Origin of the sequence: Gordonia sp. NB41Y (assembly GCF_030718915.1) — a bacterium.
GTDB classification, from domain to species: Bacteria; Actinomycetota; Actinomycetes; order Mycobacteriales; family Mycobacteriaceae; genus Gordonia; species Gordonia desulfuricans.
Genome location: NZ_CP132196.1, coordinates 5,284,958 through 5,302,832, shown reverse-complemented (window position 1 = coordinate 5,302,832; position 17,875 = coordinate 5,284,958). Strand labels below are relative to the sequence as shown.

The 17,875-nt window shown below is 68.5% G+C and carries 17 protein-coding genes and 1 riboswitch; of the genes, 8 read left to right on the top strand and 9 right to left on the bottom strand.

The features are described from left to right. Positions 1–46: 46 nt before the first annotated feature. Genes Q9K23_RS23175 through Q9K23_RS23165 form a run of 3 tightly spaced genes read right to left on the bottom strand, consistent with a single transcriptional unit; the run spans position 47 to position 2,120 of the window. A complete protein-coding gene (locus Q9K23_RS23175; protein WP_053777375.1) occupies positions 47–1,228 on the bottom strand; it encodes an ArsA-related P-loop ATPase in 1,182 nt (393 codons plus the stop codon). 20 nt (positions 1,229–1,248) lie between these two features. Beyond that, positions 1,249–1,686 (bottom strand): SRPBCC family protein, encoded by a 438-nt coding sequence (locus Q9K23_RS23170; protein ID WP_020794652.1) that lies wholly within the window; start codon positions 1,684–1,686, stop codon positions 1,249–1,251. Beyond that, complete coding sequence (locus Q9K23_RS23165; protein WP_174519083.1) at positions 1,686–2,120, bottom strand: hypothetical protein; 435 nt, start codon at positions 2,118–2,120, stop codon at positions 1,686–1,688. Before Q9K23_RS23165 ends, Q9K23_RS23170 begins: the two co-directional genes overlap by 1 nt. 171 nt (positions 2,121–2,291) lie before the next feature. Here Q9K23_RS23165 and Q9K23_RS23160 point away from each other — a divergent pair, with 171 nt between their 5' ends. Beyond that, entirely contained in the window at positions 2,292–4,097 is a 1,806-nt protein-coding gene (locus Q9K23_RS23160; RefSeq protein ID WP_020794238.1) for a long-chain fatty acid--CoA ligase, read from the top strand. A 36-nt stretch (positions 4,098–4,133) separates the two neighbouring features. Here Q9K23_RS23160 and Q9K23_RS23155 read toward each other — a convergent pair whose 3' ends face one another. The 4 genes from Q9K23_RS23155 to Q9K23_RS23140 all read right to left on the bottom strand — a co-directional run bounded on the left by Q9K23_RS23155 (position 4,134) and on the right by Q9K23_RS23140 (position 8,511). Continuing rightward, positions 4,134–5,258 carry a glycosyltransferase family 4 protein gene (locus tag Q9K23_RS23155; RefSeq protein ID WP_053777377.1) on the bottom strand — a complete coding sequence of 375 codons (1,125 nt, stop codon included), beginning with the start codon at positions 5,256–5,258 and terminating at the stop codon, positions 4,134–4,136. Beyond that, positions 5,258–6,679: a hypothetical protein gene (locus Q9K23_RS23150; protein ID WP_152972745.1), complete on the bottom strand. Its 1,422-nt coding sequence runs from the start codon at positions 6,677–6,679 to the stop codon at positions 5,258–5,260. Before Q9K23_RS23150 ends, Q9K23_RS23155 begins: the two co-directional genes overlap by 1 nt. Positions 6,680–6,690: 11 nt before the next feature. Continuing rightward, positions 6,691–7,770 (bottom strand): NlpC/P60 family protein, encoded by a 1,080-nt coding sequence (locus Q9K23_RS23145; RefSeq protein WP_053777405.1) that lies wholly within the window; start codon positions 7,768–7,770, stop codon positions 6,691–6,693. Between the two features lie 153 nt (positions 7,771–7,923). Then, a complete protein-coding gene (locus Q9K23_RS23140; RefSeq protein WP_020790743.1) occupies positions 7,924–8,511 on the bottom strand; it encodes a C40 family peptidase in 588 nt (195 codons plus the stop codon). Positions 8,512–8,528: 17 nt separating this feature from the next. Beyond that, positions 8,529–8,703: riboswitch (cyclic di-AMP (ydaO/yuaA leader) on the bottom strand. A 167-nt stretch (positions 8,704–8,870) separates the two neighbouring features. On the opposite strand from Q9K23_RS23140, the gene Q9K23_RS23135 reads away from it, so the two are divergent. From Q9K23_RS23135 to Q9K23_RS23125, 3 genes are all read left to right on the top strand, one after another. After that, entirely contained in the window at positions 8,871–9,134 is a 264-nt protein-coding gene (locus Q9K23_RS23135) for a hypothetical protein (RefSeq protein ID WP_020790742.1), read from the top strand. 174 nt (positions 9,135–9,308) lie between these two features. After that, positions 9,309–11,081, top strand: a complete 1,773-nt coding sequence (locus Q9K23_RS23130; RefSeq protein ID WP_162128775.1) for a DEDD exonuclease domain-containing protein — start codon at positions 9,309–9,311, stop codon at positions 11,079–11,081. A 4-nt stretch (positions 11,082–11,085) separates the two neighbouring features. Then, complete coding sequence (locus Q9K23_RS23125) at positions 11,086–11,364, top strand: Lrp/AsnC ligand binding domain-containing protein (protein WP_020789911.1); 279 nt, start codon at positions 11,086–11,088, stop codon at positions 11,362–11,364. Between the two features lie 106 nt (positions 11,365–11,470). Here the strand turns inward: Q9K23_RS23125 and trpD are convergent, their stop codons facing one another. Together trpD and Q9K23_RS23115 are read right to left on the bottom strand one after the other, a co-directional pair. Next, positions 11,471–12,538 carry an anthranilate phosphoribosyltransferase gene (gene trpD / locus Q9K23_RS23120; protein WP_053777379.1) on the bottom strand — a complete coding sequence of 356 codons (1,068 nt, stop codon included), beginning with the start codon at positions 12,536–12,538 and terminating at the stop codon, positions 11,471–11,473. A 25-nt stretch (positions 12,539–12,563) separates the two neighbouring features. Beyond that, positions 12,564–13,100, bottom strand: a complete 537-nt coding sequence (locus tag Q9K23_RS23115; protein ID WP_261977941.1) for a hypothetical protein — start codon at positions 13,098–13,100, stop codon at positions 12,564–12,566. 170 nt (positions 13,101–13,270) lie between these two features. On the opposite strand from Q9K23_RS23115, the gene Q9K23_RS23110 reads away from it, so the two are divergent. The 4 genes from Q9K23_RS23110 (at position 13,271) to Q9K23_RS23095 (ending at position 17,697) form a co-directional block, all read left to right on the top strand. Then, positions 13,271–13,888: a heme-copper oxidase subunit III gene (locus Q9K23_RS23110; protein WP_187343552.1), complete on the top strand. Its 618-nt coding sequence runs from the start codon at positions 13,271–13,273 to the stop codon at positions 13,886–13,888. 94 nt (positions 13,889–13,982) lie between these two features. Then, a complete protein-coding gene (locus tag Q9K23_RS23105; protein WP_020789913.1) occupies positions 13,983–14,909 on the top strand; it encodes a cytochrome c in 927 nt (308 codons plus the stop codon). Then, complete coding sequence (locus Q9K23_RS23100) at positions 14,906–16,081, top strand: ubiquinol-cytochrome c reductase iron-sulfur subunit (RefSeq protein ID WP_053777381.1); 1,176 nt, start codon at positions 14,906–14,908, stop codon at positions 16,079–16,081. The genes Q9K23_RS23105 and Q9K23_RS23100 overlap by 4 nt, the downstream gene beginning before the upstream one ends. Next, on the top strand, positions 16,078–17,697 hold the full coding sequence (locus Q9K23_RS23095) for a cytochrome bc complex cytochrome b subunit (RefSeq protein WP_053777382.1): 1,620 nt from the start codon (positions 16,078–16,080) through the stop codon (positions 17,695–17,697). Before Q9K23_RS23100 ends, Q9K23_RS23095 begins: the two co-directional genes overlap by 4 nt. Positions 17,698–17,875 lie beyond the last annotated feature (178 nt).

Genomic DNA, 17,875 nt, shown 5'->3' with positions numbered 1-17,875 from the left:
GCAGCAGAGGTCGGCGACGTCGTCGGCGGCGCGGACCGATCGTCGGTCAGGTCCGTCCGCCGCGTGGCCACACCGCCGGATCGGGCCGGAACCCCACCGACAGCCGAGTGCCGTCCCACTGGGCGTCGGACACCTGGCAGCGGCGCAGCACCGACGGCAGACGCACCGCGTGCCGGAAGCCGTCGACGGTCACCAGCAGGTCGTCGCCGGACCGCCCGAGGCCGAACCGCTGCGGGTCGGGCAAGCGTTGCCGCCAGGACAGTTCGAATGTGGAGTCCAGACCGTCGGCGGAGGTCTGCACCACGTGTGCGGCGCCCGAACCGCGCGGACGGCCGTCCGGTTCGGCCAGCGACACACCGAGTTTGCGGAGCCGTGCCGGACGATCCAGCGGCAAGGGCGACGCCGCGACACCCACCATGGTCACATCGGAATCGTCGACTGCGGGCAGCTCTGCTCCGCCTCCGGACCGCACCCCCTCGTTGACGATCACCGACCGGACCGGCAGCCCCATCAGGTCCGCCAGCGCCAGGTGCCGATGCATCAGCCGGGCCCCGCGGGCATCGGGGGTGGCCAGCAGGTGCACGGCGATCACACTGGGGTCGCCGAGCAGCTCGGTGATGTCGTCGCAGTCGCGGGCGATGGTCTCCAACGCCGCACCGACCTGTGCCGACGCCGACTTCTCCGACGCCGCGGCCAGCCGCCGATGCCGCGGCCACAGCCGCTCGAGTGCCTGACCGAACACGGTGGGCGCCCGGAGCAGCGCGTACGGGTCGGCAACGCCCGACAGATCGACGACGATCCGCTCCCAGCTGCCCCCGGTCGCCTCGTCGCGGATGCGGCGCAACAGCAGGAAGTCCTCGACGCCGGGAAGTGCGGTGAGTTCGGCGGCGTCGATCCCGATCAGCGCGGTGACCGCGGCCGTCGCGGACTTCGACGTGCGGACGCCGAGGCCGAGGACGGCGGTGAACGCCGACCACGCCGACTCGACGGCGGTCAGCCGGTCCAGGGTGAGCAGGTGCAGACCCGACGACACCACCACCGGCTCGTCGGGGACGCTGAACACGCCGAGCATCTCCGCTGTCGGCGACCAGCGGTCGGCGGTGATCAGCAGGGTGTGCCGGTCGGGTCGGCCCAGCGGCGGTACGGCGCGATGGGCGGTGCGGGCACGTCCGAGTGCGCCGGCGGCCGCGACCGCCGACACCCCGGAACCCCCCGGCCCCAGCACCACATGGATCGGAGTCAGATCGATCAGCCTTCGACCCTCTTCTTCAGGTCGTTGAGGGCGGCGTCGGTGATGGCCTTCTCGGCGCGGCGCTTGAGCTGCCCGATCATCGGGACGAGCAGGTCCACCATGAGCGAGTAGGTCACCTTGCTCGACCCCGGAACCTGCTGGACCACGTCGTACCGGCCTCGCTGATCCCGTTGCAGGTCACTCGATTCCAATCGCCACGACACACCGGTGCCGTCGGCGTCCCAGGTGTAGCGCAGGACGTAGGTGTCCTGCAGGACGCCCGCGTCGAGGACGAAGCGCACCCGGTCGGCGCGGCCCTCGGTGTCGCGACCGAGGACCTCCACCTCGTGCGCGGCCCCCACCCATTCCGGGTAGTGCGCGAAGTCGGCGATCACGCCCATCACGTCGTCGGCGTCGGCGTTGACCACGATCGACCGCTCGGTGTGGTCGGCCATCAGACACCTGCCTGTCCGCCGGCGGCCACCGCGGCGGGTTCGCCGGGTGCACGTCCGTCCTCCAGGAGGTCCTTGACCTCGAACGCCATCACCTTGCCGGCCACGCGGCGTCGCCGGTTGCGCTCGGCGAGGTCCTCGGCACGGGCGCGGGCGTCGGCGGGCAGCGATCCCGTCGGCTCGGCGTGGAGGAAGTAGTGCAGGACGAATCCGTCCATCACGGCCTCACACCAGATCTCCATGGTTCCGGTCAGCGGTCCGTCGACGCGCCACCGCACCCCCTGCGCCCCGCGGTCCTCGACCACCTCGAGCCGCAGATCCGGCCACCAGCGGCGCCATCGTGCCCGATCACCGACCACCTCGGCCGCCACTGCCGGAGCCGCGGCCACGAACGTGTCGTCGGCCACCTGAATGCTCGTCACGCCTCCTAGCTTCACATACTCGCCCCGACCACAGGTAGGCACTCCCCTCTCCGGGGTACCCCGCGGGGAGATCGTGAACTGCACAAACATCGTTGTCCGATCCGGTCTGCGAGGCTTGCGCCGAACAGGCGGGTCTCCCGGTTACCATGGAGTAACCCAAAGACGAGGTCGAAAGGTTCGCCCCCTATGAGTGAGTTCAGTGCGCCCGCGAAGTTCACCATCGGCGAGGATGAGAATGCCGCCTCGCTCATCTTCGGCATCGCCGAACGCACCCCGGCCCACACGGTCTTCCGGCTCAAACAGGGCGCCGACTGGGCACCGGTGCGCGCCGACGAGGCCACCGCCCAGATCACCGCGCTCGCGAAGGGACTGGCCGCATCGGGTGTGGGCCAGGGCGACCGCGTCGCGCTGCTCTCGCGCACCCGCATCGAGTGGATCCTGCTGGACTTCGCGATCTGGTCGGCCGGGGCCATCACCGTGCCGATCTACGATTCGTCGTCGGCCGCCCAGATCGAGTGGATCCTCCGTGATTCCGGTGCCACCACGATCATCCTCGAGGACGACGCGCATCGAAAGCTGTTCGAGTCGATCGAGGGCCTCGAACAGGAGGTCCGCGTGATCCAGATCGACACCGCCGACGGCCCGGGGGCGGTCGAGGCCCTCACCGCGGCCGGTGTCGAGATCTCCGACGAGGAGATCACCAAGCGCCGTACCTCGGTGCGCGCCACCGATCCGGCCACCCTGATCTACACCTCGGGCACCACCGGCCGCCCGAAGGGTTGTGAGCTCAGCCACTCCAACATGCTGTCGGAGGTGCGCGGTGTGCTCGAGAGCAGCCTCAACACCCTGCTCGTCGACGGCAAGCGGATGCTGATGTTCCTCCCGCTGGCGCACGTGCTGGCCCACGCCATCACCCTCGTCGCCATCGAGGCGCACGTGGAAGTCGGCTTCACCAACGACATCCCGAACCTCGTGCCCGAGTTCGCGGTGTTCAAGCCGTCGCTCATCCTGTCGGTACCACGCGTGTTCGAGAAGGTCTACAACACCGCCCGGCAGAAGGCACACGACGACGGCAAGGGCAAGATCTTCGACCTGGCCGCCGAGACCGCCATCGAGTACGCGGCCGCACGTCAGGACGGCAACGTCGGCCTGGTGCTCAAGGTCAAGCACGCCATCTTCGACAAGCTGGTCTACGCCAAGCTGCGGGCAGCCCTCGGTGGCGTGTGTGAGCTGGCCATCTCCGGCGGCGCCCCGCTCGGAGCTCGCCTGGGCTTCTTCTTCAGCGGTATCGGCATCCCGGTCTACGAGGGCTACGGCCTGACCGAGACCACCGCCGCGTTCGCGGTGAACACCCCCGATCACGTGAAGGTCGGCACCGTGGGCCGACCGCTGGCGGGCAACACGGTCCGGATCGCCGAGGACGGCGAGATCATGCTGCGCGGACGGGTCGTGTTCGGTGAGTACTGGCGCAACCCGCAGGCCACCGCCACCGCGATCGAGGACGGCTGGTTCCACACCGGCGACCTCGGCTCGGTGGATTCGGAGGGCTACATCACCATCACCGGCCGCAAGAAGGAACTCATCGTCACCGCCGGCGGCAAGAACGTCTCCCCGGCCGGACTCGAGGACGTCATCCGGGCCGATTCCCTGGTCTCCCAGGCGGTTGTGGTGGGCGACGCGAAACCCTTTGTGGCAGCACTCATCACGATCGATCCGGAAGCCTTCCCGGGCTGGAAGGAACGCAACGGAAAGCCGGCCGACGCGTCGGTCTCCGATCTCGCGAACGACCCCGATCTCCGCGGTCAGGTGCAGGCCGCGGTCGACGAGGCCAACAAGACCGTCTCACATGCCGAGGCGATCAAGAAGTTCCGCATCCTGCCCGCCGACTTCAGCGAGGAGACCGGCGAGATGACGCCAACGCTGAAGGTCAAGCGAAACGTGGTGGTGGACAAGTTCTCCGGCGACATCGAAGAGATCTACACCAAGAAGTAGCAGGCGCTTCCCACCGGGCGGCGCGTCGGTGACAGCTCAGAGCAGCTGTCGCAGGCGCGCCGCCTGTTGCGTCCACTGCCACTGCTGCTCGACGAAAAGCCTGCCCTGCCTACCCATCTCGGCGGCGGCCTGACGGTCGGACAGGATCGAGATCACCGCGAGGGCCAGCGCCGGCACATCGGTACCGTCCACGACGGTCCCTGTGATCCCCTCACGTACGGTCTCCGGCGCTCCCCCGGAGTCACCGGCCACCACCGGCACACCACTCGCCGACGCCTCGAGGTAGACGATCCCCAGTCCTTCGACGTCGAGTCCGCCGGCCCGGGTCCGGGACGGCATCGCGAACACGTCGGCGCTCGCATGGAAGGCCGGCAGGTCGTCGGCGGGCACCGACCCGGTGAACACGACGTGCTCGGCGATCCCCTCGTCGTCGGCGATGCGGTGCAGGGTCTCGGCATACGGGCCACCGCCGACGATCACCAGGACCGCGTCGGCGATCTCGGTTCGGATCAGCGGGAGTGCCCGGATCAGCATGTCCTGACCCTTACGGGGTACGAGCCGCGACAGGCACAGGACGACAGGGCGCTCACCGATCCCCAACTGCTCCCGAATCCGGTCACGCGCCGCCGGATTCGGCGCGAATCGGGTGACATCCACACCGGGCGGCAGATATTCGAGTGCGGCCTGCGCGCCGAACGCCGATGCGAACCGGCCACGGGTGTAGCGGCTGACGAAGGTGACGAGGTCGGTGTGATCGCCGATGTGGCGCAAGACCTGCCGGGCGCCGGGCAGCATCGACCAGCCGACCTCGTGGCCGTGGGTGCTGGCGATCACGCGCCGGGCACCGGCGCGGCGCATCTGCGGGGCGAGTACGGCCAGCGGGGCGGCGGCCCCGAACCAGACCGTCGAGATCTCCTCCTCGGCGATGATGCGGGCGGCGCGCCGCGCGACGGCCGGGGTGGGCAGCATCAGCGTGGTGGGGTGCCGGTGCACCCGGTAGGGCACGCTCGCATCGAACTCGGTGTGCGAGTCCCCGCGCCAGCGCGGGGCGTAGACGACGATGTCGGCGGGGTCGAGCAGATCGACCAGATTCTGCAGGTACGACTGGATACCGCCGGGGCGCGGCGGAAAGTCGTTGGTCACCAACAGGGTTCGCGACATCAGCGCATCTCTGCTTCCAGCCATGCCCGCCAGCGGGCCACCAATTGGGTTCGATCGATCCCGAGCGCCGCACGGATCGCGACATCCTGCCGGGCGGTGTCTCCGGAGGCCGCGACCCCGGTGTAGAGGGTCTTGAGCCGGTCCTCACCGAACCGGTCGGCGACGAAGGCCGCCACCGACCACGCCGACTGGTAGGCCAGCCGTGCGCTCTCCGAGTTCACCGCGAACGCGTCGTCGGCAGGCAATGCCGTCGGGGTGTGGCCGTCGCGGACCGCCGCCGCCAGATCGGGTGCGGCATCGGCCGCACGGGTGTGGGTTCCCTTGCGGCCCACGTACTCCGGGACACCTTCGGTGAGCCACATCGGTGCCGCCGCGGCGGTCACCGATCGGGTGGCCACATGGGTGAGCTCGTGGCGGAGCACCACCCCGAGGGTCGGTGCGGCGAGGTCGGCCGCCTGCGGGGTGAGGATCACGCGCTGGCCGGTGGCGACGTGCTGGGAGACGTCGACCCGGGCGTAGACGGTGGCCGCGGCGGCACCGTCCACACCGTGACCGGCCCCGGCGAGTCCGGCGAACTGCTCGTCGGTGGCGGTGGTCACCACGATTGCCCGGCGTGCCCAGTCGTCGCCCCAGAAGGCACTCACCGCGTCGACCGCACCGGGCAGCAGTCCCGCGACCCGGCGATCCAGCGCCGCGGTGTCCGGGTAGGAGGCGATCACCGAGGTACCGCCGGCGGTCGGCACATCCTGCACCGCAAGCCCGGGGAACGACCAGATCTGTTGTGGCGGAGATGGTTCGCCGACGAGGGAGGCATCACCGACGAGTCGCCAGGAGTCGCCGGTACCGGTGGTGTCGGGGTAGCGGGCGACGACCACCTGGGAGGCGATCACCACCTCCTCCTCGTCGATCCCGGGCGTCCGCGCGCCACCGAGGGCGAAGTGCATCTCGACCGGGGCGACCCAGGAGTCGGTGCTGCCCTGCGCGTCGAGACGTTCCTGGACCGCTGCGGGTACCAGGGTCTCGGCCTCCTCGGTGGGAGCGAGCTGATAGCGCAGGGTGCGCATCCGCAGGCGGGCTGCCCGCTCGGGCGCCGGGGCCGCCGACGACAGGTCGGCCCAGGCGGTCTGCACCGATGTCCGGAACGCCGGGCTCGCAGCCTCGTCGATCAGGACGTCGAGGGCACCCTCGCGGCCCTCGACGAGGACGTGCGACAGCCGGTCCAGCAGCGCCTGCACCCCTTGGGCGCGCTGCTGGAGGTAGACGTTCGTCGCGGTCGGGGCGGCCGAACCGGATCCGGACCGGGCCGAACCGGATGGCGCACCACCGGAACCCGTGGTGTCACCGCATGCCGTCAGCCCGACGGCCAGGGTCACCGCGAGGGTGACCACGGTCACCGCCGCGCGGGATCGCTCGACGCGCAACGCGGGACGCTTCAGTAACGCCGTGCGGCGCTGAAGGGTCCGGCGTCGTCGAGCGGGACGACCTTGACCGGGACACCGAAGGTGGATGCGTGGATCACGTAGCCTTCGCCGACGTACATGCCGACGTGATGGGCATCCGGGTAGTAGATGATCAGGTCGCCGGGCTGCAGGTTGTTGCGGTCGACCGGGGTGCCGGCGGCGTTCTGCGCCTCGCTCGAGCGGGGCAGGGTCTTGCCCGCCTGCTTGAACGCCCAGACCATCAGGCCGGAGCAGTCGAACGAGTCCGGGCCGGTGGCACCCCACACGTAGGGGTCACCGATCCGGGTGAGTGCGGCCTGCACCGCGACGAGTGCCGGCGCGGTGCCCCTGGGGACCGCCCGCGGATCGAAGTCGAACTTCGGGCCGGCCAGTGCGGCAAGCTGTTTGCCGGTCATCGAGGAATAGATCACCCGGATCTGCGCGGCCTGCAACTGCAACTCGGCGCGCTGCTTCTGCAGATCACCACGGACGCGTTCGGCATCGGAGACGGCCTGCGTCGCCCGGGCGGCGGCCTCATCGGCGGCGGTCCGCTTGGCGACGGTCTGCGCGCGCACGGTCTTCAGTTCGTTCAGGTCCGCCGCCGACCGGCGGGCGACGAGCTCGAGCCCGGACATCTGGTCGAGCAGGGTCTGCGGCGAGTCACTGGTGAGCACGGCGTACATGTCGTTGGTGCGCCGGCCCATGTAACTGGCTCGGACCACGGCATCGAATCGCTGCTGCAGGGTGGCCAGCGACTTCTCGGACGCGGTCAGCGACTGCTGGGCGTCGGCCGAGGCACGCTTGGAGTCGGCGACGATGCGGCGCTGTTTGTCGTACTCGATCTGCGCATTGTGCATCGCCTCGGCCGATTGTTCGGCCTGCTGGCTGAGCTTCTGGTAGCGCGCGAGGAGTTGATCGGCGGTCTGCACCGGGGCAGCCGCCGCCTCGGGCGCGTGGACAAATCCCAACGGTGGTGCGACGGCCACCGTCAGTGCACACAGCGCCGTACCCAGCGCCAACCGTCCCGACCGCTTCCCCACGATCGCCTTTCCCGCTTCCACGGGCGTCACCACACTTCCTTGCCGGTCGTCATCACGCCGGATCCCCCAGGTTCCGAACATCGTCTCCGGTCGATCTCGAACGATCCACCCGGAGTACGGGTTCGGGCGAACCGCGAGTACCGCGATCCGCCCGATCCATGTTCACACGTCGTCGTCGATCGCGGATCAGTACCGCCGAACTCCGACGAGCGACCACTCGTTGACGGCGGCCTTCTTGACCGGAACGCCGTAGGTGGACGCATGGATGAACTGGCCGTTGCCGATGTAGATGCCGGCATGGCCGCCACCGTTGAAGATCAGGACGTCGCCGGGACGCGCATCCGAGTAGGACACCGCACGTCCGCCACCGAGCTGTCCGTAGCTGTCGCGCGGGATGGTCCTACCGGCCTGCTGGTAGGACCAGTAGACGAGGCCCGAACAGTCGAAGGCGTTGGGGCCCGCGGCACCGTAGCTGTAGGGCGAACCGATCTTGCTCTCGGCGGCCTTCACGGCCTTCTCACCGGCGGTCAGGGTCGGCGTCACCAGGCCCGGGAGGCTGCCCGGACGGAACTGGTTCGGAACCTGCTTCTGATCGACACCCGGCAGCGTGAACTTACCGAGATTCGGGATCTCGATGGTCGCGCTGGGCGCCGGGGCGGCAAGAGCCGGGCCCGCGGCGACGGCGAGCGATCCGACGGTCAGCGATCCCGCGATCATCGCCTTCTTGGCGACGCTGCCACCGCGACTCGGCTGTTCCAGACGGTGTTTGCCCACGAAAAGACTTCTCCTTTTGTTTCTCCCTCTACCGCCTACCGAGTTAGCTGTCGGGTTCGGGCCGGAAGAATGGCCCTACACGGATCTGGTCACCGTGATCGGTGTCCAGAGCGCGATTCACCCCAATTCGGATCGCTCCGAAAACTGTGGTTCCCCGGTTCGCCCATGCGGGCGATTGAGCGGTGATCTTCGTGGACTACTTCTTGGTGAAGCAGGACGCTCCGCGAAGGTCTCGGAAAGGTTACGAAAAAGGATGCGGGTCTGTCCACTGGGGGACACGGAGGCGTCGCCGCGCCCGAAATCATCCCGCGCGGAGAATCTTCAGGACAGGCCCGGCTCCGGCCCTGCTAGCAGGGCCGATGGTCCCCATTGCCGATCGTGCAGCCGACCTGGTCGCCATTGAAGCCGATGTGAATACATCGATGGCCGAACGGATCTCGGCGTCGGCCATCGACTCGTCGAAGGCCGCATCGGCAGGCCCGGCCACACCCCCGTCTTCGCTGCTCACAGGCCCGAAGAGGACGTTCATCATGCATCCGTCGCAGGCGTGCCGACGAGCTGGACAGTTGCTGCACTCGATGTACATCTGTGATCTCCATCTCATTTCGGTGTCGGGCGGGTGAAAACCGGCCAACCGGGACCGTCCCGGGGCTCCGGGACGGCGACGATCCTCGTCGACCGCCGTCACCCGTCACAGTAGGAACGACCACCGACAAAACCGAACACATCGGCGAATCCCCCTCCTGTCACACCGGCCCCACAAGTCCCTGTCGGTGGCTCGAACTACTGTTCGCGGTGTGCTGGTAGACGCCGATCAACTCTCGTTCACCGATCTCGACGCGTCGGAGTCCGACGCGTGGGGTGACGCAGCCGCGGGCGATGCGTTCGGCGAAGTCGCCCTGTTCGACACGACGATGGTCGTGGTGGACCTCGAGACCACCGGCAGCGATCCGGCGAACGACCGCATCACCGAGATCGGTGCGGTCAAGATCCGGGGCGGCGAGGTCCTCGGCGAGTTCGCCACCCTGGTCGACCCGGGCCGCGCGATCCCTCCGCAGATCGTCTCGCTCACCGGGATCACCGAGGCGATGGTCTACGACGCCCCGCGGATCGACGAGGTGTTCCCGTCCTTCGTCGAGTTCGCGCGCGGTTCGATCCTGGTGGCGCACAACGCCCGCTTCGACATGGGCTTCCTCCGGCACACCGCCACCCGGCTCCATCAGGACTTCCCGTTCCCCACCAGCCTGTGCACGGTGCGGCTGGCCCGCCGCGTCCTGGCCCGCGACGAGGCACCCACGGTCAAGCTCGGCGCCCTGGCCGATCTGTTCGGGGTGTCCACCCGCCCCACCCACCGCGCGCTCGACGACGCCCGCGCCACCGTCGAGGTGCTCCACCACCTGCTCGAGCGCATCGGCAACCAGGGCGTGCGGACCTACGGCGACCTGACCGCCTACCTCCCCCGCTCGGACCCCGAACTCCGCGCGAAACGGCATCTGGCGCAGCACCTGCCGAACCGCCCCGGCGTCTATCTCTTCCGCGGCCCCGCGTCGGAGGTCCTCTATGTCGGTACCGCGAGCGATCTGCGACGCCGGGTGCTGTCCTATTTCACCGGCGGCGACCCCCGGCGACGCATGGGCGAGATGGTGCGGCTGGCGGTCCGCGTCGACCACGTCGAGTGCGCCCATCCGCTCGAGGCCGCCGTCCGCGAGCTCCGGCTGATCGCAGCCCACGCACCCGCCTACAACCGGCGCTCCCGACAGCCGCACCGCGGCTGGTGGATCGAGCTGACCGCCGAACGCTTCCCCCGCCTGCGGGTCACGCGCACCGCCACCGACGACGCCGTGGGACCGATCGCCAACCGCACGCGCGCCACCGAGATCGCCGACCTGATCTCGGCGGCCGCCGGTCTGCGCACCTGCCGGCACCGGTTGCCGGCCTCGGCGACCCACCACTGGTGTCGTACCGCCGCCGACGGCGGCGACGAGGTCGGGGGCTGTGCCGCCGCAGCGGCCACCCCGCAGACCCTCACCGAGTACCTGCCGCGGGTGACCGCCGCCCACGATCTGCTCCGCGGTCGGCGCAACGATCTGATGGACCCCCTCGTCGGACAACTCGACCACTACACCGAGGCGCACATGTTCGAGACCGCCGCACGCCACCGCGACCGGCTCGCCGCGTGCATCGACGCACTGGCCCGGTGTCAGCGGCTCGCGGCGCTGGCCGCGATCGCCGAGATCGTCGTGGCCCGCCCCGACGGTGCCGGCGGCTGGGAGTTCGCGGTGATCCGGCACGGCCGGCTGGCCGCGGCCGGCACCGCCCGCCGCGGGGTGGCCCCGATGCCCGTCGTCGAGGCGCTGCGGGCCTGCGCGGAGACGGTGATCCCCGGCGACGGCCCCCTGGCCGGCGCACCGGCCGAGGAGACCGGCCTTCTCTATCGGTGGGTCACCGAACCGGGCGGCCGGATCGTCGCGACCACCGACCCGTTCGCGGTGCCCGCCGGGTCGGCGTGTGCCTGGGCCCACTGGTCCGACGCGGCACGCCGGGCACGCGAGCACGCCCGACTAGGCTGAGGCCATGATCACCGCCATCGTCCTGATCCACGCCGACGTCCACCAGATCCCGGAGACCGCGCAGGCCGTCGCCGACATCCCCGGCGTGACCGAGGTGTACTCGTGTGCCGGCGACGTCGACCTGATCGCCAAGGTCCGGGTCCGCGACCACGAGGAGATCGCGAACGTGGTGACCGGCCGGATCAACCGGCTGCCCGGTGTCTCCCGCACCGCCACCCACATCGCATTCCGCAGCTACTCCAGCTCCGAGGTCGAGGGCGGGTTCTCGATCGGGGAGGCCTGAACGACCGCACTCCAGACAGCACTGTGCCCGGGCCGCGTCGGCGACCCGGGCACATCTGTTTCTCCTTATATAGGGAGGAGTGCGGCGACGGGGGTGCAGACCCCGGTCAGGACTGCGCGCCCAGTTCCTGGGTGAGGGCCGCCCACCGCTCCAGCAGCGCAGTGGCCGCACCGGAGTCGATGGCCTGTGCGGCCCGGTCCTTGGCCTCGGCCATCGCCGCGACCAGACCCGCATCGTCGAACGGCGCGGTCATCTCCGCCGACACGATCGCGCCGGCCGCGTTCAGCAGCACGGCATCGCACACCGGCCCGGTGGTCCCGGCGAACAGTTCGCGGGCGATCACGGCGTTCACCGTCGCATCGCCACCCTGCAGTGCCGACAGCTCGACCAACTCGATGCCCAGCTCGCGCGGATCGAGGGTCAGCTCGACGACCTGACCGTCGACGACCTGCCACACCGTCGACGTCGCGGTGGTGGTGAGCTCGTCGAGGCCGTCGTCGCCGCGCACCACCAGCACCGACGATCCCCGCTCGGCGAAGGTCCGCGCGAGTACCGGGGCGAGGTCGGGGAAGGCACACCCGATCAGGCCGCGTGCGGGCCGGGCCGGATTGGTCAGCGGTCCGAGCACGTTGAACACGGTCGGGATGCCGATCTGCTTGCGCGGCGGGCCGGTGAACCGGAATGCCGGGTGGAACACCGGGGCGAAGCAGAATCCGATGCCCACCTCGTCGACGCACCGGGCCACGGCCTCGGCACCGAGCCCGATCTCCACACCCAGCGCCTCGAGCACATCGGCGCCACCGCTCTTCGACGACGCCGCACGGTTGCCGTGCTTGACCACGGCCACACCGACCGAGGCGATCACCACCGACGTCATCGTCGAGATGTTGACCGTGTGCGACCGATCGCCGCCGGTGCCGACCACATCCACCGCCGGACGCGACACCGCGACCGGGACGGCATGGTCGAGCATGGCCGCGGCGAGACCGCGCAACTCCGCAGGTGCGGCGCCCTTCATCTTCACGCCGACACCGAACGCGGCGATCTGGGCCCCGGTCGCGCTGTCGGTCATGATCTCGTTCATCGCCCAGGTGGCCTCCTCGACCGTCAGGTCGATGCCATCGGTGACCCGGCCGAGGATCTGCGGCCACGTATACGTCTGCGCGTTGCTCACACCAAGCACCTTAATGGCCGGGTCGTCAGCTCGAGGACGCGCGCTGCCACACCTGCCAGCCCAGCGCCACCCCGCCGTGCCGGGAACCCAGGCTCGCCATCCGCGAACGCTCCTGTGACAGGTGCATCGCGTCGATCAGCTGCACCCGCCCGAGGACGACGAGTTCGGACTGGGCCGGGGCCGGTCCACTGAACATCGGTGCGGTCGCCGCCCAGTCCCGGTCGGTGTCGGAGACATCCATCGCGGCATAGCCGTCGAGACCGGCCACCGCGACCGCCTCGGCCACCCGGGTCGTCGGCAACATCAGCAGATGCCGCAGCACCACCTGCTGTTCCGGTTCCCACGCCGACTCCGACAGCAGGGTCGCACTCGACACCGCGTCGTCCAGCGAGCCGACGATGGTCACCAGCTCCGGGTCGTCGGTGGCCAGTCCTTCCTCACCGGCACGGCCCAGCCGCGCCGTCATCCGCTGCCACCGTGTCCTCGACACCGGCCGGCCGTTGAGGTCACGCGGACCCGACATCTGCTCCCCGCTGCCCGATCCGTCTCCCGATAGCGCCATTCCCTGAGCCAACCATGAGAACGAGGGGCCGTCTCGATCGGGGCAGGGCGCTGTTCGGGACACGCCGACCGGCCCTCGCGATGGCCTGCGACCAGCGGGAAGAGAAAAAGTTCCCACCAATCTCGGACCCAAGTGGTCACCGCGTACTACGAACCGTCATACTTCAACCTGTGACTAGCGCTGTAGGTACCTCGGGAACAGCCATCACTGCGCGCGTGCACTCACTGAACCGCCCAAATATGGTGAGTGTCGGCACGATTGTGTGGCTGTCCAGTGAGCTCATGTTCTTCGCAGGCCTGTTTGCGATGTATTTCGTCGCGCGTGCCAATGCCAACCCTGTGGACGGCTGGCCGCCGGAGCCCACCGAGCTCAATCTCGCCCTCGCCATCCCCGTGACCACGGTTCTGATCCTGTCGTCGGTCACGTGCCAGATGGGTGTGTTCGCCGCCGAGCGCGGCGACGTCTTCGGTCTGCGACGGTGGTACGTCCTGACCTTCCTGATGGGCGCCTTCTTCGTCGCCGGCCAGGGGTACGAGTACTACCACCTGGTGCACGAGGGCACCACGCTCTCGTCGAGTGCGTACGGCTCGGTGTTCTACATGGCGACCGGCTTCCACGGTATGCACGTGATCGGCGGTCTGGTGGCCTTCATCTACCTGCTGATCCGTACCAAGCTCTCCAAGTTCACCCCAGCCCAGGCAACCGCCGCCATCGTCGTGTCCTACTACTGGCACTTCGTCGACATCGTGTGGATCGCCCTGTTCGTGACGATCTACTTCATCCGTTGAGTTCGGTCCCCCGACCGAACCCTGAGGATGGAAATCCTCACGCGGGGCGACCCGCAAAACCACACACAGTCCGTCCGCTAGTAGAGAGATACAGATGAGTTCATCTCCACCGCGCTCGTCGGATAGCGATGCAGCCGACGCGGTCGATCCGGTCCACTCGTCGCCGTCGACCGGCACCGCCCGGAAGGCGAAGTCTCGACGCAAGCTCCGCCGCCGCGCAAGCGGCGCGATCCTGCTGCTCGCCGGCCTCATGATGGCCGGCGTCCTGGCGTCCTTGCTGACCCCGAAGCCGCAGGTCGCCACCGCCGACGCCGCCGACGCCAGCCTCGTCCAGAGCGGTAAGAAGCTTTACGAAACCTCCTGCGTGACCTGCCACGGTGCAAACCTGCAGGGTGTTCCCGACCGCGGTCCGTCGCTGCTCGGCGTCGGTGACGCGGCGGTGTACTTCCAGGTCTCGACCGGCCGTATGCCCGCAGCCCGCGGCGAGGCCCAGGCGCAGCGCAAGCCTCCGAAGTTCACCACCGCCCAGATCGATCAGCTCGGCGCCTACATCCAGGCCATGGGTGGCGGCCCGACCGTGATCTACGAGCACAACCCCGACGGGTCGATCAAGACCGAGAACGGTGTGCGCGTCGTCGCCCAGGAGTCCCTGCGCGGCGAGAACCTCGGCCGTGGCGGTGAGCTCTTCCGTCTCAACTGCGCCTCCTGCCACAACTTCACCGGTCGTGGTGGCGCCCTGTCGGGCGGTAAGTTCGCCCCGACCCTCGACGACGTCAAGGAGCAGCAGCTCTACACGGCGATGCTGACCGGCCCGCAGAACATGCCGAAGTTCTCCAATCGTCAGCTGTCGGAGGACGAGAAGAAGGACATCATCGGCTTCGTCAAGTACGTCACCGAGTCCAAGCCGCAGGGCGGCCTGGGAATCGGCGGCTTCGGCCCGGTCTCCGAGGGCATGGTGATGTGGTTTGTCGGCGTGGTCGCGATCGTCGCCGGCGCGATGTGGATGGGATCTCGAGCATGAGCGCCAATCACAAGGACGTCCCGACCAAGGACGAACTCGATCAGATGAGCAATGACGAGCTGGTCAAGCTCGGCACCAACCTCGACGGGGTGGAGATCATCCACCGCGGCGAGCGCTACCCCGAGCCGGGAACCCGGGTCGAGAAGCGTGCCGAGCGCCAGGTCGCGATCTGGCTGACCGTCTCCGGTATCTCCGCCCTGGCGTGTTTCATCATCTTCGGATGGAACCACTGGGAATTCGCGATGCCGGACGACCCGGACTACTGGTGGTACACGCTCAACACCCCGCTGCTGGGCATCACCTTCGGTCTGTCGGTGCTCTCGATCGGCGTCGCGCTGGTCCTGATCACCAAGAAATTCCTGCCGTCGGAGATCTCGGTGCAGGACCGTCACGACGGTCCGGGTTCCAGTGACGTCGACAAGGCCACCATCGTGGCCGAGCTCGTCGACACCGGCACAACCTCCACCCTGGGTCGTCGCAAGATGATCATCGGCAGCGGCCTGTTCGCGTTCGGTGCTCTGGCCTTCACCGGCCTGATCGCCAGCGTCGGCGGGTTCATCAAGAACCCGTGGGCCGAGCGCAACGACGCTCCCCTGTGGAACTCGGGCTGGGCTCCGATGTACAACTCGAAGTCCGATCCCAACGAGACCGTCTTCCTGCGTCGCGACGTGGGTGACCCGCTGCGGGTGGCCCTGGTCCGTCCGGAGGATCTCGACGCCGGCGCGATGGAGACCGTGTTCCCATGGCGTGTGTCGGACGGCCTGGGTGAGACCGAGGAGTCGCGCCACAAGCTGATCTGGGGTCTGCGTTACGTCAGCAACCCGGTCATGTTGATCCGCCTGCGCACCGCCGACGCCGATGCCGTCATCAAGCGCAAGGGCCAGGAGAGCTTCAACTACGGTGACTACTTCGCCTACACCAAGGTCTGCAGCCACCTCGGATGCCCGACGTCGCTCTACGAGCAGCGCACCAACCGCATCCTCTGCCCGTGCCACCAGTCGCAGTTCGACGCCCTCGACTCGGCCAAGCCGGTCTTCGGTCCTGCGGCCCGTGCCCTGGCGCAGCTGCCGATCACGGTGAATGATCAGGGTTACCTGGTCGCCAACGCCGCGATCAACCGTGGCAACTTCATCGAACCCGTCGGACCGGCATTCTGGGAGCGCAAGTCATGACCCTCGCAGACCGTCTCGCGCCGCAGGCCCAAGAGGTGGACTCGCGGTACCACCTCGCCGCCGGCATGCGCCGTCAGATCAACAAGGTCTTTCCCACCCACTGGTCCTTCCTGCTGGGTGAGGTGGCCCTCTACAGCTTCATCATCCTGCTGATCTCGGGTGTGTACCTGACCCTGTTCTTCGATCCGTCGATGAGCGAGGTCATCTACCACGGCGCCTACGAGCCGCTCAACGGCGTGATGATGACGCGCGCGTACGAGACCACGCTGAACATCTCGTTCGAGGTGCGCGGTGGCCTGTTCGTCCGCCAGATCCACCACTGGGCCGCCCTGCTGTTCGCGGCGTCGATCATCATCCACATGGCACGCATCTTCTTCACCGGTGCGTTCCGTCGCCCCCGCGAGGCCAACTGGATCATCGGCTGCCTGCTGCTGCTCCTGGCGATGTTCGAGGGCTTCTTCGGATACTCGCTTCCCGACGACCTGCTGTCGGGTACCGGCGTTCGCGCCGCCATGAGCGGTATCGTCCTGGGCATCCCGCTGGTCGGCACCTGGATCCACTGGGCGCTGTTCGGTGGCCAGTTCCCGGGCGAGATCATCATCCCGCGCCTGTACGTGCTGCACATCCTGCTGTTCCCGGGCATCATCCTGGCCCTGATCGGCGCGCACCTCGCGCTGGTCTGGTACCAGAAGCACACCCAGTTCCCCGGCCCCGGCCGCACCGAGAAGAACGTCGTCGGCGTGCGCATCATGCCGGTCTTCGCCGCCAAGGGTGGCGCGATGTTCGCGGTGGTCACCGGCATCCTGGCGATCATGGCGGGTATCTTCCAGATCAACCCGGTGTGGGTGCTCGGTCCGTACAACCCGGCACAGGTGTCGGCAGGTTCTCAGCCCGACATCTACATGATGTGGACCGACGGTCTGGTTCGACTGATGCCAGCGTGGGAGCTGTACCTGGGTCACTACACGATTCCGGCAGTGTTCTGGTGTGTCGTGGTGATCGGCGTGATGTTCGCGGGCATGTTCGCCTACCCGTGGATCGAGAAGCGCCTCACCGGCGACGACGCCCACCACAACCTGCTGCAGCGTCCGCGTGACACCCCGGTGCGCACCGCGATCGGTGCGATGGCGTTCAGCTTCTACATCCTGCTGACGCTGATGTGTATGAACGACATCATCGCGCTGAAGTTCCACGTCTCGCTGAACGCGACCACCTGGGTCGGCCGTATCGGCATGATCGTGCTTCCGCCGATCGTGTACTTCATCACCTACCGCTGGGCACTGGCCCTGCAGCGCAGCGACCGTGCGGTCCTGGCACACGGCATCGAGACCGGCATCATCAAGCGCCTGCCGCAGGGTGAGTACATCGAGCTGCACCAGCCGCTCGGCCCGGTCGACAGCCACGGTCACGCCATCCCGCTCCCGTACGAGGGCGCTGCTGTCCCGAAGCGGATGAACAAGCTGGGTTCGGCCGGTGCTCCCGGTACCGGTTCGATCCTGCTGGCCGACCCCGCCGACGAGCAGTCCGCGCACATCGCGAACGAGCACGCCAACGAGCTCGCCGAGCACAAGGCACTGCGCGAACTGCAGGAAAAGGGCGGCAACCCGCTCGACTGACACGCAGTCGCCAGTTCTCCACGAGTCAGGCCCCGTCACCACACGGTGACGGGGCCTGACTCGTTGTGTGGCACCGGCGGCGGCCGTCGGTCGCCGGCCCACCACTCCCCTACCCCACGGCGGTCCGACCCGGGCCCACCGACGACCGCGGCCGGCTTCGGATCGGACCGGGCCGCAG

Coding starts and splice junctions, on each gene's coding strand:
- Q9K23_RS23160 (WP_020794238.1), top strand. CDS start 2,292: ATGAGTGAGTTCAGTGCGCCCGCGAAGTTCACCATCGGCGAGGATGAG.
- Q9K23_RS23125 (WP_020789911.1), top strand. CDS start 11,086: ATGATCACCGCCATCGTCCTGATCCACGCCGACGTCCACCAGATCCCG.
- Q9K23_RS23135 (WP_020790742.1), top strand. CDS start 8,871: ATGGTCCCCATTGCCGATCGTGCAGCCGACCTGGTCGCCATTGAAGCC.
- Q9K23_RS23095 (WP_053777382.1), top strand. CDS start 16,078: ATGACCCTCGCAGACCGTCTCGCGCCGCAGGCCCAAGAGGTGGACTCG.
- Q9K23_RS23170 (WP_020794652.1), bottom strand. CDS start 1,686: ATGGCCGACCACACCGAGCGGTCGATCGTGGTCAACGCCGACGCCGAC.
- Q9K23_RS23115 (WP_261977941.1), bottom strand. CDS start 13,100: ATGGCGCTATCGGGAGACGGATCGGGCAGCGGGGAGCAGATGTCGGGT.
- Q9K23_RS23155 (WP_053777377.1), bottom strand. CDS start 5,258: ATGTCGCGAACCCTGTTGGTGACCAACGACTTTCCGCCGCGCCCCGGC.
- Q9K23_RS23100 (WP_053777381.1), top strand. CDS start 14,906: ATGAGCGCCAATCACAAGGACGTCCCGACCAAGGACGAACTCGATCAG.
- Q9K23_RS23105 (WP_020789913.1), top strand. CDS start 13,983: ATGAGTTCATCTCCACCGCGCTCGTCGGATAGCGATGCAGCCGACGCG.